Origin of the sequence: Saliniradius amylolyticus, assembly GCF_003143555.1 — a bacterium.
Taxonomy (GTDB): Bacteria; Pseudomonadota; Gammaproteobacteria; order Enterobacterales; family Alteromonadaceae; genus Saliniradius; species Saliniradius amylolyticus.
Window position 1 is genome coordinate 40,917 of the sequence record NZ_CP029347.1, and the last position, 12,895, is coordinate 53,811.

Below are 12,895 nucleotides of genomic sequence, written 5' to 3' on the forward strand. Positions count from 1 at the left end.
ACGGCTGGCCAATCACCCTTTACTGAATGAGGTTGGTATAAAAGTCTAATGGAAGTCGCGAGAGTGGCAGGTAAAATCATCTAATAGATGATCCAGTTTCTCCAGCCGCCCGGCAATGACATGGGTAACACCACCATCCCCGCGCTCCAGTATACCCTCGACCCTGAGCAGGTTGGCAGAGATATAGGCGTGACGCTGTTGTTGAGCCGTTCCTTTCCATAAAACAACATTAGTAAGTCCGGTATGGTCCTCCAGAGTGATAAACGTGACGCCGGCGGCCGTTCCAGGGCGCTGACGACAAGTGACCAGGCCTATAACGGTAACGAGGGCTTTATGGGGCAACTGAGGTAACTGCTCGGAAAAAGTACACTCTGGTAGCTTCCCAGCCTGATGCAGTAAGGCCACAGGGTGGTGATCAAGGCTCAGGGACTGGCTCGCATAGTCCTCTTGCATACTCTCCATCAGGTTAGGCTGGAAGCCCCACCCTGAGGTAGAAGACTCTTCATTCTTAAACAGTGGCAGGGTTTGGGTGTCATCCATTAACTGCCAGCGGCAGGCATAGCGATTTTCGCTCATTGATCTTAACGCATCGGCACTGGCAAGTGCCTGTAGCACATTCATGGGTAAGAGCTCTTTGAGTTCATGTATGTGCCGAAAGCCCTGTGGAGGCCGCTTATGACAGAGTGTCTCGCAAAGGGCTCTGGGCACCCCTTTTATTTGCCGGAACCCTAGCCGTACCGACCAGCCTGATGGGGAGGCTTCCAATTGATGTTCCCACTGTGATCGATTTATACATACGGGCAAAAATGCCACTCGATGGCATCGGGCATTCTGAACCAGTTGTGATGGGGGGTAAAAGCCCATCGGCCAGCTATTGAGTAAGGCGGTGAAAAAGACCTCAGGGTAATAGTACTTCAGCCAGGCCGAAACATAAGCCAGGATGGCAAACGAAGCGGAATGGGATTCAGGAAAACCGTATTCACCGAAGCCACAAATCTGTTGAAAAATCCGTTCGGCGTAGGCTTCGGAATAACCTCGTTCGGTCATGCCAGAGAGCAACTTATCGCGGAAGGCGTTTAATTTACCGTTTTTTTTCCAGCTGGCCATAGCGCGTCTGAGCTGATCGGCCTCACCACCGGAAAACCCAGCCGCTACCATGGCTAGCTGGATCACTTGCTCCTGAAAAATCGGAATGCCCAGGGTGCGTTCCAACACGCCCCTGACTGGTTCAGATGGATAATCCACCGGTTCACGACCAAATCGGCGCAGCAGGTAGGGGTGAACCATGTCCCCCTGAATAGGGCCTGGTCGGACAATGGCAATTTCGATCACGAGGTCATAATAGCTCTTGGGCTTTAGTCGGGGCAGCATGCTCATTTGAGCACGTGACTCAATCTGGAATACACCGATGGTGTCGGCCCGTTGAATCATTTTATAAACACCGGGGTCATCACCCAGGTTACTGATATCGGCGATAGACCAGTGATGGCCATAATGAAGCTTAATCAAATCGAAGCAGCGTCGGATGGCCGTCAACATGCCCAGCGCCAGGACATCAACTTTGAGTAATTTTAAGGTTTCGAGATCATCCTTATCCCACTGAATCACGGTGCGTTCGGCCATGGCGGCGTTTTCCACTGGCACCAACTCGTGCAAAGGGCTGGCCGAAATGACAAAGCCACCAACATGTTGCGACAGGTGGCGGGGAAAGCCGATAAGCGTGTTCACTAAGCTGACAAAATCATTACTTTTTGGAGACTTAGGGTCCAACCCGAGCTGAGAAAGCTGTTCAGTCCAGGGAATCTCCTTGTCTCTGTGGTTAATATTGTTAATAAAAAAGTCCAACTTGGCTTCATGAATGCCCAAGGCTTTGCCCACATCACGAATAGCACTCTTACGTCGGTAACTGATCACCGTGGCCGCCAAAGCGGTGCGCTCGCGGCCGTATTTTTGATAAATGTACTGAATGACTTCTTCACGGCGCTGGTGTTCAAAGTCCACATCGATATCCGGCGGCTCGTTACGCTCTTTTGAGATAAATCGTTCGAACAACATGCCGATTTTGTCCGGGCTGACCGCGGTAATCTCCAGGCAGTAGCAAACGACCGAATTGGCCGCCGAGCCTCGGCCCTGGTAAAGAATATTATTTTTCTTAGCAAACTGAACCAGGTCGTAAATGGTTAAAAAGAAACACTCGTACTGTTGTTGTTTAATCAGTGTCAGTTCTTTATCAATTAAAGCCTGAATGTCATCCGGAACCCCTTCGGGGTAGCGTTTTTGCGCCCCTTCTTCGACCAGGTGTTTAAGGTAATGGCTGGCGGTAGAGCCTGAGGGAATAAATTCAGAAGGGTATTGGTAAGACAGCTCACTGAGACAAAAATCACATTGGTCGGCAATGTCTTGGGTTGTCTGGATCCAGCACTCTGGATAGAGTCGGCGTAGTTTGGCCTGTGGTCGCAGGCAGGCTTCAGCATTGGACAAGGCAGCTTCCCCGAGCTGATCAATTCGGCAGCCGTGTCGAATGGCAGTCAGAGTGTGCTGAGCGGGGAGTCGTTCTGGCTGATGCATTAACGCATGGCTATGACACACAATGGGCAGTTGCCACTGTCGGGATAGGTGCTGAAGTTGTTGGACTTGTTGCTCTTCTTGCGCATTCAGGTGACGTTTGGCACCCAGCCAGCAGCGCTCGGCAAAGTGCTTTTTTAAGAATGCAGCCCAGGTATGGAGTTTGTCGCATTCGGTATCGGGTAACCAGATAGCCAGCAGATGCTTCATTGCACTTAAGTCCTTACGCTCGAGTTGGTAATGGCCTTTGTCTGCTCGTCGTCTGGTCTGGGTTATCAGCTGGCATAGTTCGCTGTAAGCCGACTTATTGGGGCAGAGTAAAACCATGTTCTGCTGTTCACACCGAAACAGGCTGCCAACGATGAGTTTCACTCGGTACTGATGCTCCTGCAGGGCCCGATAGGCTCTGACGACCCCGGCTACCGAGCACTCATCGGTGATGGCCAGAGCGCTATACCCCAGCTTATCCGCCTGCCCGATCAACTCTTCCGGGTGCGAGGCTCCGGTGAGAAAAGAAAAGTTACTCTGGCACACCAGCTCTGCGTAGCTCATTAGCTAAAAAATCCGTGGATGTACCACTGTTTGTCCGGCGTGCGGTAGATCCAAAGCCAGCGCCCTTCGTCACTGGTGGCGATGAAGTAATCTCGGTGGATTGGGCTATGGTCCCACCATCCTGTGACGAGTCGCTCAGGACCTTGTACGATGCGAAGTTTCTTCATCAAGGGAATGGGAGGGGAGAGTAATAAGCTGGGCCTGAGTTGTCGGGCTAAGCTGAGTTGCTGAGGGGATTTTGAGGCCGGCTGATAGGCATTACGCACCTCTGGACGGTAATCGTCTTTTAATATTGGCGTAAGCACGCCCTCGTGTCCCAGTTTACTTAAGAGTCTGGATAGCAGTATGGCGACATTGCCGCTTTGTTGGGGAGCAACCAGTGAACCGTTGTCGGCGTGATAGGGCTGGAGTTGATGACAAATAAGGTGAATGGCATAAACCGGCGCGGGGAGGTTCACTGTTTCTAGTTTCAGCTCTGTGAGCTTGAGCCAAAACTCGGCACAGCGGCTTGCTTCTGCGGCGTGGACATCCAGACAGTACGCGGGCGCGTCACGCATTAGCAGTACATAGCGGATATGTTGACTGGTTTTATCTCTGCTTATCCAGTATTCGGTCAGTTGTTCAAGCAGCTTCTTGATGGGGCGAGCCAACCTTTTACTATTGTCACATTCATACAGTAGCTCTAGTTCAACCTGAAAATAGCCTGGAGGCTGATACCAATTAACCGGGTGAGGCAACCGGCCACTGAGTTGAAAGAGATAGTGCATGAAGGCCTTATCAAAGCGTCGGGTGAGTTGATCCGGTGGAATGGTTAAGAGCGCTCCGACTGTCCGTACGCCCACTTTGATCAGTTGTGATTGGGTTTTGTGGTCACAATCCAGCCTGTCGACAGAAATTTGATTCAGTGCTTGTTGAATCCTGTCTGAACAGTTGGTGATGAGCTGGGTCTGAGCGTGAGCCAGAAGACGCGCAGCCAGAGGGGTTTCGGCACAGGCGTAATGATAGTTCAGCCAAGCCGGTAGTGTGCCTTTCACCTTTTGCCAATAGGCCTCTAGGCCGCCATAGATTCTCAGCATTGGACTAACTCTGAATAGCAGCCCATCAGGAGGATAAAGGCTGATATCAGACGTCACTTGGTAAAGCCGGTTAGCCAGGTGACTTAAGGCCTGTCTTGATTTCCGCCTACAGTAAGGGATGGCCTTGAGAGAGTGGCAGAGGGCGGCAGCGGTAGCCAGGCCCATGCCCGGGTACAGGCCTGCTTGCTCGGCGACTTTATTAACCTGCAATAACTGGTATTGTCTGGGGCAGATGATCGCGACGGCTAGCTCTGAGAATTGGTCGTCGCTGTTATCGAGTTGCAAGCTAGGGAAGTGCAAATACAGCCACAGCATATCAGCTTGCTCGCTTTAAGGTGTTAATCGTTGCGGGTAAGGTCAGCATGGGCCATGAGTCGTTTAGGTCAACGTCAAAAGGAGGCGGTGGCCATCCACCCTGAGACCGTTTTACCTCAATGGTTAAGCCCCTGGAATGGGGTGCCACCTGCAGACAGAGTCCATGACCAAGGGAGTCACTCTGGAGGGGACGCAATACGAAGATATGAGACTGACCCTCCTGTGCGGCCAGTACTAAGCGCTTGGTCTGTGCATGACTGAGGTGGGGGAGCCAGGCTATGACGCTCAGGCAGCAGCCGTTTCGTAGGCATTGCTCTGCAGCCCACAGGGCATTTTGTTGTTGTTCCGTAGGAATCACCCAGATCTTAGACAGATCAAAGTTGCTGTAATGCAAAGCATCGCTGGATAGCTGATAAGGCGGCGCAATAAATGCCAATTGTCGCTGTGTTTTCTTCAAATGCCCGGCAAGACTGGGTAGCAATAACCTCAGCTCGCCAATGCCTACAAGTGACTGTATTTCAATCAGCCGATGATGCATCACCGGCTGGGGGAGCTGCTTGTCCAAGTCGGGGAACGGTAAGGCGGCACCTTGAGGCAGATCAGGTGCCGCCGAAGCTTGCCATACCAGTCCACGTTGTTTTAGCTGAGAGACGAGCGAGTTCATATTGCACTAGAATAACTGTATAAACGTACAGTTATTCTAGTACAGGTTTTTGACTCTGAAAACCAGATTAATGCGGCTGTTAACTGACTGTAGAGAGCAGGCCCTACTCAGGTCTTTAGTGAGCGTCGGCAAAAGATGAATGCGAGAAGGCAGCCTGAAATCAGCCCTGCGGTATGAGCGCCATTGGCCACATTGACCCACAGCAGGTCGGTGTAGCCCAGTACCAGCCAGATTAGCATAAAGCCCACAAGGGGCTTGTCGAGTGACAGGCCCAGCTGGGGCCTAAGCCAGCCGCACCACCAGACAAATCCCATCAGGCCGTATACCACGCCGGAGAGACCACCAAAGTTGGCACCGGAAAGCAGGTATTGCACATAATTGGATATGAAAGCAGTCAGTACCAGCACCAGGAGTAGCACGGGGCGGCCCAATATCCGTTCGACTCGTTGACCCAGCAGGCCCCACCAGAACAGGTTAAAGATCAGGTGGGTCGGTGAGAAATGCAGCAATATGGGTGAGCCCAGGCGCCATAGTTCACCGTTTTCAAGCACCGCAGAGATTGGCTGAAAGTGAAGGTGCTGCAATAGCACCGTCATACCCACCAAATGAGCCTGCAGAAACACCAGCAGCACGCTGGCCAGTATCAGCCATGTTAGGGGCGCACGCCAGAAAGCAGCCTTGAGGTTGATGCCGAGCCAGGCCTGGCTGCCCGTATCGATACCCGTACCCAGCCGCCATGCAGCCTGTTGGAATTTGGCCTGATGGGGGTTATGCAGGAAATCATCGAGAATATGCCGCGCGCGGTTACCATCGGTGGCGTCGGCTAAAATAATCTGGTGTGAGTACTCACTTTCATCATCACACTCGACATGGCAGCCAATATTCTGACTGCGAAGATAATCCATCAGTACCCGGGCGTGAGACTCGGTCTTAAAGCCAGCAAGGATGTTAGTCATCGGCCGACACAAAAGGAAACGCCAGACGCCAGCCCTCAAAGCCCCCATCGAGGCTGTAAACCTCTTTAAGCCCTTGTTGGCTGAGATACTCCGCTGCTTGTTGGCTGCTAATGCCATGATAGCAGCATACGATGACCGGTTGCTCAGGGGGCTGCCCGGCTAAAAAGCGGGCGACGGTGTCGTTGGTAAGATGCACCGCCCCTTCGATATGCCCTTGAGAGAATGACTGGGGATCGCGAATATCCACCAATACCGCTTCGCCCGCTGTGAGCTTCGGCTGGGCATCCGCCGCCGAGATGTGTTTAAAGGTCATGGGCTAGTCCCAGTTCAAAATAACTTTACCGGACTGGCCGGAGTTCATGACATCGAAACCTTGCTGGAAGTCATCCACCTTAAACTGGTGTGTAATCACCGGCGACAGGTCCAGACCGCCCTGAATCAGGCTGGCCATCTTATACCAGGTTTCGAACATTTCCCGACCATAGATACCCTTAATCACAAGACCTTTAAAGATCACCTGATTCCAGTCAATGGCGGTGTCTTCTGAGGGAATGCCGAGCATAGCGACCTTGCCGCCATGATTCATTTTGTCCAGCATGTCGCGAAATGCCATAGGCACACCGGACATTTCGAGCCCGACGTCGAAGCCTTCGCTCATGCCCAGCTCCTCCATGACATCGTCCAGAGACTCGGTGCTTACATTCACCGCCCGGGTTGCGCCCATCTGTCGGGCCAGGTCCAGTCGGTAGTCATTAATATCCGTAATCACCACATGGCGAGCCCCCACATGGCGAGCCACGGCAGCGGCCATAATGCCAATGGGCCCGGCGCCGGTAATCAATACATCTTCACCGACAAGATCAAAGGACAAGGCGGTATGTACTGCGTTGCCAAAGGGATCGAAAATGGAGGCCAGTTCATCGCTGATGTTGTCGGGAATCTTAAACGCGTTGAACGCCGGGATGACCAAATACTCGGCAAAGGCTCCGGAGCGATTAACGCCCACGCCATAGGTGTTGCGACAGAGATGGCGTCTGCCAGCACGGCAGTTGCGGCAGTGACCACAGGTGATATGGCCTTCACCGGATACCCGATCTCCTATCTCAAAGCCCCTTACTTCCTGACCCATGTCGACGACCTCGCCGACATACTCGTGGCCCACCACCATGGGTACCGGGATGGTCTTTTGTGACCACTCATCCCAATTGTAGATGTGCATATCAGTACCACAGATGGCGGTCTTACGGATCTTGATGAGCAGATCGTTGTGGCCCATCTCCGGCTTCGGCTCTTCGGTAAGCCAGATGCCTTTTTCGCTATGCTGTTTCGAAAGTGCCTTCATGAAATCACCCCCAACTCTTTGCCAACTTCGATAAAGGCGTCAATGGCCTTATCCAGCTGCTCTTTGCTGTGTGCCGCCGACATTTGGGTGCGGATACGGGCCTGGCCCTTAGGCACAACAGGGAAGGAGAAGCCGATCACATAGATGCCACGCTCCAGCATTTTGTCGGCCATCTGGCTGGCCAGCTTAGCATCGCCCAGCATGACCGGGATGATGGCATGGTTTGCGCCGGCTAACTCGAAGCCCGCTTCAGTCATTCGCTGACGGAAATATTGGCTGTTGTCGTTAAGCTTCTGACGCAGGTCGTCGTGCTGCTCCAGCATATCCAGGACTTTAATGGAGGCGGAGACAATGGCCGGCGCCAGTGAGTTGGAGAACAGATAAGGCCGTGAGCGCTGACGAAGGATGTCGATGACTTCCTTGCGTGCCGAGGTAAAGCCGCCGGATGCGCCGCCCAACGCTTTACCTAAGGTACCGGTGATAATATCCACCCGGCCCATCACATCGCAGTGCTCGTGACTACCGCGGCCTTCTTCGCCCACAAAACCCACGGCGTGAGAGTCGTCTACCATGACCAGGGCATCGTATTTCTCAGCCAGGTCACAGACGCCGTTTAGATTGGCGATGACACCGTCCATGGAGAAGACCCCGTCGGTGGCAATGAGCTTAAATCGGGCCCCGTCTTTTTGAGCTTGCTGCAGTTGTTCTTCCAGAGCCGCCATGTCGTTGTTGGCGTAGCGATAGCGCTTAGCTTTACACAAGCGTACGCCATCAATAATGCTGGCGTGATTCAGTGCATCGGAGATGATGGCGTCTTCCGGACCCAACAGGGTTTCAAAGAGCCCCGCGTTGGCGTCGAAGCAGGAGGAATACAGGATGGTATCTTCCATGCCCAAAAAGTCACTTAGCTTGCGCTCTAAGAGTTTATGATTGTCCTGGGTACCACAGATAAAACGCACCGAAGCCATACCGAAGCCATGGGTGTCTAGCCCTTCTTTGGCGGCTTGGATTAGTTCGGGGTGATTGGCCAGTCCCAGGTAGTTATTGGCGCAGAAATTCAGTACATGCTCGCCATTTTTGACTTCAATATCAGCCTGTTGCTGTGAGGTGATCACGCGCTCGGCCTTGTACAGCCCTTGTTCACGGATGTCGTCCAGCTCATGTTGGAGATGGGTAAAAAAGCCCTTGTTCATAATGTTTCTCCGCTAGAACAGGCGGGGCCTGCTCTTAGTATTCTGTCGTTTAACGGTTATTTTAACGCGTATCGGCGTGCTTGTAGAGCAGGCCGCATGAATCGGCGTACAGCTTTTGTGGCAGGGGCGGGCCTGAGATTTTATTCTCGGGCTTTGCTATGATGCCGCCGAAACCGATACGGGGTGCCTATGGTGTCAACTTCTCTATACAAGTTAAGTGTAAAGCAGCACTTGGCCCTGCTGGGCTATTCGGCGTTGGTGTGGAGTTTGTTGCCGGTGCTTTTTATTCGCCAGTTGCTAAAAGGCGTTCGAAAAGATCCCAAGTGGGCTCAACGGTTTGGCGTGCTGCCCGATAAGCTGCCCACCGGAGGCTGGCTAATACATTGTGTTTCCGTCGGGGAGGTAACAGCCGCGGCGGGACTGATTAAAGCCATCTTAAAACGCCAACCTGAGCTACCCATCGTGATCACCACCACCACGGATACCGGCGCTGAACAGGTTAATAGCCTGCTGGGTGATAGGGTACGTCATTGCTATCTGCCCTATGATACGGGCTGGGCCATGAACCGCTTGTTGCGCCGACTGGCCCCTAAGCGGGTGGTCATTATGGAAGTGGAGCTCTGGCCCAATATGATGCGCCAGTGCGGCCTGCGTCAGATACCGGTCTACTTGGTGAATGCCCGAATGACCGAGCGCTCGGCGGCACGATACCAATCCTTCGGGGCGCTGTTTCAGCCCATGCTTCAAGGCTTAAGCCGTATCTGTGCACAAGGCGAGCGAGACGCTATCCAATACCGCAACCTGGGAGCGAGCGAGGACCAGCTAGTGGATACCGGCAATATGAAATTTGATATTGCCATTCCTCACCAGGCTAAGGAGCAACGCGCCGATCTGCGTCGGCGGTGGGCTATTGAGAACCGGCTGGTGATTATCGGCGGCAGTACCCATGATCCTGAGGAGATGACGTTGCTGAGAACCTATCGGGCGCTGAGAAAAAACTGGCCTCAGCTGTTACTGGTGTTGGTGCCGCGGCATCCTCAGCGATTTGATAGCGTGGCCGACCTTTGTGAGAAGCAGGGGGTGAACCTCATTCGACTGAGTCAGAACACCCCTTGCACCTCAGAGACCGAAGTATTGCTGGCCGATCAGATGGGTAAACTGAACCAGCTCTACCTGCTGGCCGACCTGGCTTTTGTGGGAGGGAGTCTTGCTGATAGGGGCGGGCATAACGCCCTCGAGCCCGCCGCTTGTGGCCTGCCTATTATCATGGGGCCGAACCAATACAATAATCCGATGATTTGTCAGGCGCTGGAAGATGTGGGGGCTCTCTGCAGCGTAGAAGACGCCGCTGAGCTTCAACGGCAGATCCGAGACTGCCTGCTCAACCCAAACTTGCGACAGCAATCCGGTAGGGCCGGTTTGCGGGCCATTGAGCGTAATAGTGGCGCGATTGAAAAGACTCTAGCCGTCCTGTTCGGCTAGCCAGTCGTCAATCCTGGCTTCCACGGCTTTTACTGAAATCCGCGTCATTAAATTTTCACCCTTGGCTCGCGCTCCCCAAGGCAGCTCTGTCCAGGGTTTACCTCGTTGCTCTTTAATCACTTCATCATATACCGACACGACTCTGTGCTGATCCCGGTAAGGGCCTGTACGTCTGGGATTACTGTGGGCATAGAGGCCGATAACTGGGGTGTTAATGCTGGTGGCCATATGAGCAGGGCCTGTGTCAGGGGCGATCACTAAATCCGCTTCGCCGATCAAAGCCATCAACTGCGCCAGAGAGGTTTGGCCTACGTAATCGGCGCTAATATGGTCTGTATGGCGTTGAATTTTCGCGGCGAGCGCCCGGTCCATATCGGCAGGACCGCCGCACAGAACGGTCTTAATGCCTCTTTGATTCAGGGCATCGGCTACTTGGGCATACCGTTCGGGCAGCCAGTTACGTTCGGCTTTACTGGCGGCCGGGCTGATAATGGCGAATTTACCGAGCTGGTTTCTTTCAGACTTGGCCCAACGAGTGGCTTCTTCCGGGATGGGGATTTGCCAGTCGGGCGCTTGCGGACGGGGCAGACCCAAGGCATCCCCAAAGGCCATAAAGCCATCCAATACATGGGCGTGGGTTTGTGGGTCAATGCGATTATTGGTAAACAGCCAATGCAGCTCTTTGCTGCGCTGCCAGTCAAAGCCAATGCGTTTGTCAGCCCTAACGGCGCGTGAGATTAAGTTAGCGCGTAAGGCCACCTGCATCATTAACAGAGCGTCAAAACGCTCGCCTTTAAGGGTTGCTTTGAGTTCCTCGTAAGCGGCCTTGCCACGGCTCTTGTCGAAAATGATAAAGCGCACACCGGAGAGGTGCTGAACCAGCTGGTATTCAATCTTTCCGATAATCCAGGTTAGCTCGGTGTCTGGCCAATAGCTACGAATGCGATTAACCAGGGTCACGGCATGACAGACATCCCCAATGGCTGACAGGCGGAGTAAGCACAGCTTTTTCATCGTTATCCGGGCTTCCTTACTGCATTTGCGGCGGTTTTAATTACAATGGGCAATTTACCACAGAACATCGTCACCATGACCCGAATTTGCACCCAGACAGCTAAGCCCCATTATTTTTTGTTCGACAGGGAGCAAATCGATAGTATGTCGGCGCAGCTGTTCACGCCTGATTTCTGGCGTGAACGAGGCAAACTGAAGGGGCAGGCCAGCGGGCGGGGCACCACGGTGTTTGTGCAGGCTAAAGAGCACACTCGTTGGGCTCTGCGTCATTTTCACCGTGGTGGTATGGTGGGTAAGCTACTGACCGACCAATACCTCTTTACCGGCCTTGAGCGCAGCCGGCCCTGGCGCGAGTTTTATTTGTTGTATCAGCTTCGTAAACAAGGTTTGAATGTACCCAAGCCGGTGGCAGCGCATGTCGAAAAGCGAGGGCTTACTTACTGTGCGGATCTTATTACAGAATTGATTCCCAAGTGCCAGGATTTACATCAGATACTCTCTCAGCGGCCGTTAACCGGTGAAGAGTGGCAGCGCGTCGGCGCAGCCATTGCCACACTGCATCGCCATCAGGTGTATCACCACGATCTGAATATCCGCAATATTATGATGGATCAGGATGGTCAGGTCTGGATTATCGACTTCGACCGTTGCTATATCAGGTCGGGGGAGCAGTGGAAGCAGGAGCCCATCAACAGGCTTAAGCGTTCTTTGCAAAAAGCCAGCACAGGAGAACACGGTTTTAACTGGGGCTCCACGGACTGGGAGCTGTTACAGGAAGGCTTGGACTAGATGCTCAGATACTCCTATCTTTCGTGCGCTGACGATAGTTCATTTCAAGCAGCTTGGCTTCTTTGAGAAAGGCATACATGGCTTCTATGGTTGCATGCACAAAACCGCGGGCGCCGGAGGCGAACATCTTCTTAAACACATAGGCTTTGATAAAGGTGAGCGGAAATATGACCGCCAGCTTGAGTATCGACCCCCGCTTGCCTTTATCGTATTTGTCCTTCGCCTTTAGCAGGGAATACTGGTTCTGCTTATCCATAAGGCCGTGCGTGCTGTCATAGCCATAGTGCTTTACCAAGTTGGGCATGGGTTTCTCATTAACCACATTCTTTGGTACAACGTTTTCATGCACCCGTCGATCGTCAGGGTACGAGACAGCCGACTTATGAAAACAGCGGACTATGGAGCGTTTGGCAGACATCGACGCCATTGGCTCGCCCCAGAACAAGTCTTCAAAATACAGTCTTATTACCGTATTGGATTGAGCCTGTGCGCCAATGAGCTTTTGCAATTGTTCGTAAGTCCCCTCTGGCAGGACTTCGTCGCCATCCACGTTGAGGACCCAGTCATGTTGGCAGCACGTCATCGCGTATTGCTTTTGTTTGGCGAAACCAGGCCAGTCACGCTCAATGACTCTGGCCCCCTTCTCCCGGGCTATAGACCTTGTTTGGTCTGTGCTGCCTGAATCTACCACTACGACTTCGTCAAACTTGCTCAGTGAATCCAGCACTTCTGCTAAATGGGCTTGTTCATTTTTGGTAATAATAAAGGCGCTGATCGGCGTGGTGCTCATGTGCTGTCCTGGTAGCCATTTAATAGTTGTGGTCGATAGATGTTAACCGGCTTTTTACCGAGCCTAGACGTGTCAAAAAACAATGTGGGCTTATTCCAATGTGCTAAAGACCACAGTTTGATAGTATATCGTCACGCTATTTAGCAGGCTACCACTT

General features: G+C 52.9%; 11 protein-coding genes. 2 read left to right on the forward strand and 9 right to left on the reverse strand.

Annotated elements, in window-relative coordinates; translation table 11 throughout:
* Positions 1–45: 45 nt before the first annotated feature.
* The 7 genes from HMF8227_RS00200 to kbl form a co-directional block, all read right to left on the reverse strand.
* A complete protein-coding gene (locus HMF8227_RS00200) occupies positions 46–3,117 on the reverse strand; it encodes an error-prone DNA polymerase (RefSeq protein WP_109338252.1) in 3,072 nt (1,023 codons plus the stop codon).
* Positions 3,117–4,508, reverse strand: coding sequence for a Y-family DNA polymerase (locus HMF8227_RS00205; RefSeq protein ID WP_109338253.1), 1,392 nt, complete (start codon positions 4,506–4,508; stop codon positions 3,117–3,119). The genes HMF8227_RS00200 and HMF8227_RS00205 overlap by 1 nt, the downstream gene beginning before the upstream one ends.
* A 1-nt stretch (position 4,509) precedes the next feature.
* The gene (locus HMF8227_RS00210; RefSeq protein ID WP_109338254.1) at positions 4,510–5,172 is read right to left on the reverse strand and encodes a recombinase RecA; all 663 of its coding nucleotides are present in this window, start codon (positions 5,170–5,172) and stop codon (positions 4,510–4,512) included.
* Positions 5,173–5,279: 107 nt separating this feature from the next.
* On the reverse strand, positions 5,280–6,128 hold the full coding sequence (glpG, locus tag HMF8227_RS00215) for a rhomboid family intramembrane serine protease GlpG (RefSeq protein WP_162558426.1): 849 nt from the start codon (positions 6,126–6,128) through the stop codon (positions 5,280–5,282).
* The gene (gene glpE, locus HMF8227_RS00220; protein WP_109338256.1) at positions 6,121–6,441 is read right to left on the reverse strand and encodes a thiosulfate sulfurtransferase GlpE; all 321 of its coding nucleotides are present in this window, start codon (positions 6,439–6,441) and stop codon (positions 6,121–6,123) included. Before glpE ends, glpG begins: the two co-directional genes overlap by 8 nt.
* 3 nt (positions 6,442–6,444) lie before the next feature.
* On the reverse strand, positions 6,445–7,470 hold the full coding sequence (gene tdh, locus HMF8227_RS00225; RefSeq protein WP_109338257.1) for an L-threonine 3-dehydrogenase: 1,026 nt from the start codon (positions 7,468–7,470) through the stop codon (positions 6,445–6,447).
* Positions 7,467–8,663 (reverse strand): glycine C-acetyltransferase, encoded by a 1,197-nt coding sequence (kbl, locus tag HMF8227_RS00230; protein ID WP_109338258.1) that lies wholly within the window; start codon positions 8,661–8,663, stop codon positions 7,467–7,469. Before kbl ends, tdh begins: the two co-directional genes overlap by 4 nt.
* A 189-nt stretch (positions 8,664–8,852) precedes the next feature.
* Between kbl and waaA the strand changes: the two genes are divergently transcribed.
* Positions 8,853–10,145, forward strand: a complete 1,293-nt coding sequence (gene waaA / locus HMF8227_RS00235; protein ID WP_239421164.1) for a lipid IV(A) 3-deoxy-D-manno-octulosonic acid transferase — start codon at positions 8,853–8,855, stop codon at positions 10,143–10,145.
* Here waaA and HMF8227_RS00240 read toward each other — a convergent pair.
* Positions 10,125–11,159 (reverse strand): glycosyltransferase family 9 protein, encoded by a 1,035-nt coding sequence (locus HMF8227_RS00240; RefSeq protein ID WP_109338259.1) that lies wholly within the window; start codon positions 11,157–11,159, stop codon positions 10,125–10,127. The two genes, waaA and HMF8227_RS00240, sit on opposite strands and share 21 nt — an antisense overlap.
* 45 nt (positions 11,160–11,204) lie before the next feature.
* Here HMF8227_RS00240 and HMF8227_RS00245 point away from each other — a divergent pair, with 45 nt between their 5' ends.
* Positions 11,205–11,948: a 3-deoxy-D-manno-octulosonic acid kinase gene (locus HMF8227_RS00245; protein WP_109338260.1), complete on the forward strand. Its 744-nt coding sequence runs from the start codon at positions 11,205–11,207 to the stop codon at positions 11,946–11,948.
* A gap of 4 nt (positions 11,949–11,952) precedes the next feature.
* Here the strand turns inward: HMF8227_RS00245 and HMF8227_RS00250 are convergent, their stop codons facing one another.
* The gene (locus HMF8227_RS00250; RefSeq protein WP_109338261.1) at positions 11,953–12,738 is read right to left on the reverse strand and encodes a glycosyltransferase family 2 protein; all 786 of its coding nucleotides are present in this window, start codon (positions 12,736–12,738) and stop codon (positions 11,953–11,955) included.
* Positions 12,739–12,895 lie beyond the last annotated feature (157 nt).

What these genes read in the sequence shown, in the direction of transcription:
- HMF8227_RS00200 (WP_109338252.1), bottom strand. Translation starts at nt 3,117, where the DNA reads ATGAGCTACGCAGAGCTGGTGTGCCAGAGTAACTTTTCTTTTCTCACC.
- HMF8227_RS00205 (WP_109338253.1), bottom strand. Translation starts at nt 4,508, where the DNA reads ATGCTGTGGCTGTATTTGCACTTCCCTAGCTTGCAACTCGATAACAGC.
- HMF8227_RS00210 (WP_109338254.1), bottom strand. Translation starts at nt 5,172, where the DNA reads ATGAACTCGCTCGTCTCTCAGCTAAAACAACGTGGACTGGTATGGCAA.
- glpG (WP_162558426.1), bottom strand. Translation starts at nt 6,128, where the DNA reads ATGACTAACATCCTTGCTGGCTTTAAGACCGAGTCTCACGCCCGGGTA.
- glpE (WP_109338256.1), bottom strand. Translation starts at nt 6,441, where the DNA reads ATGACCTTTAAACACATCTCGGCGGCGGATGCCCAGCCGAAGCTCACA.
- tdh (WP_109338257.1), bottom strand. Translation starts at nt 7,470, where the DNA reads ATGAAGGCACTTTCGAAACAGCATAGCGAAAAAGGCATCTGGCTTACC.
- kbl (WP_109338258.1), bottom strand. Translation starts at nt 8,663, where the DNA reads ATGAACAAGGGCTTTTTTACCCATCTCCAACATGAGCTGGACGACATC.
- waaA (WP_239421164.1), top strand. Translation starts at nt 8,853, where the DNA reads ATGGTGTCAACTTCTCTATACAAGTTAAGTGTAAAGCAGCACTTGGCC.
- HMF8227_RS00240 (WP_109338259.1), bottom strand. Translation starts at nt 11,159, where the DNA reads ATGAAAAAGCTGTGCTTACTCCGCCTGTCAGCCATTGGGGATGTCTGT.
- HMF8227_RS00245 (WP_109338260.1), top strand. Translation starts at nt 11,205, where the DNA reads ATGGGCAATTTACCACAGAACATCGTCACCATGACCCGAATTTGCACC.
- HMF8227_RS00250 (WP_109338261.1), bottom strand. Translation starts at nt 12,738, where the DNA reads ATGAGCACCACGCCGATCAGCGCCTTTATTATTACCAAAAATGAACAA.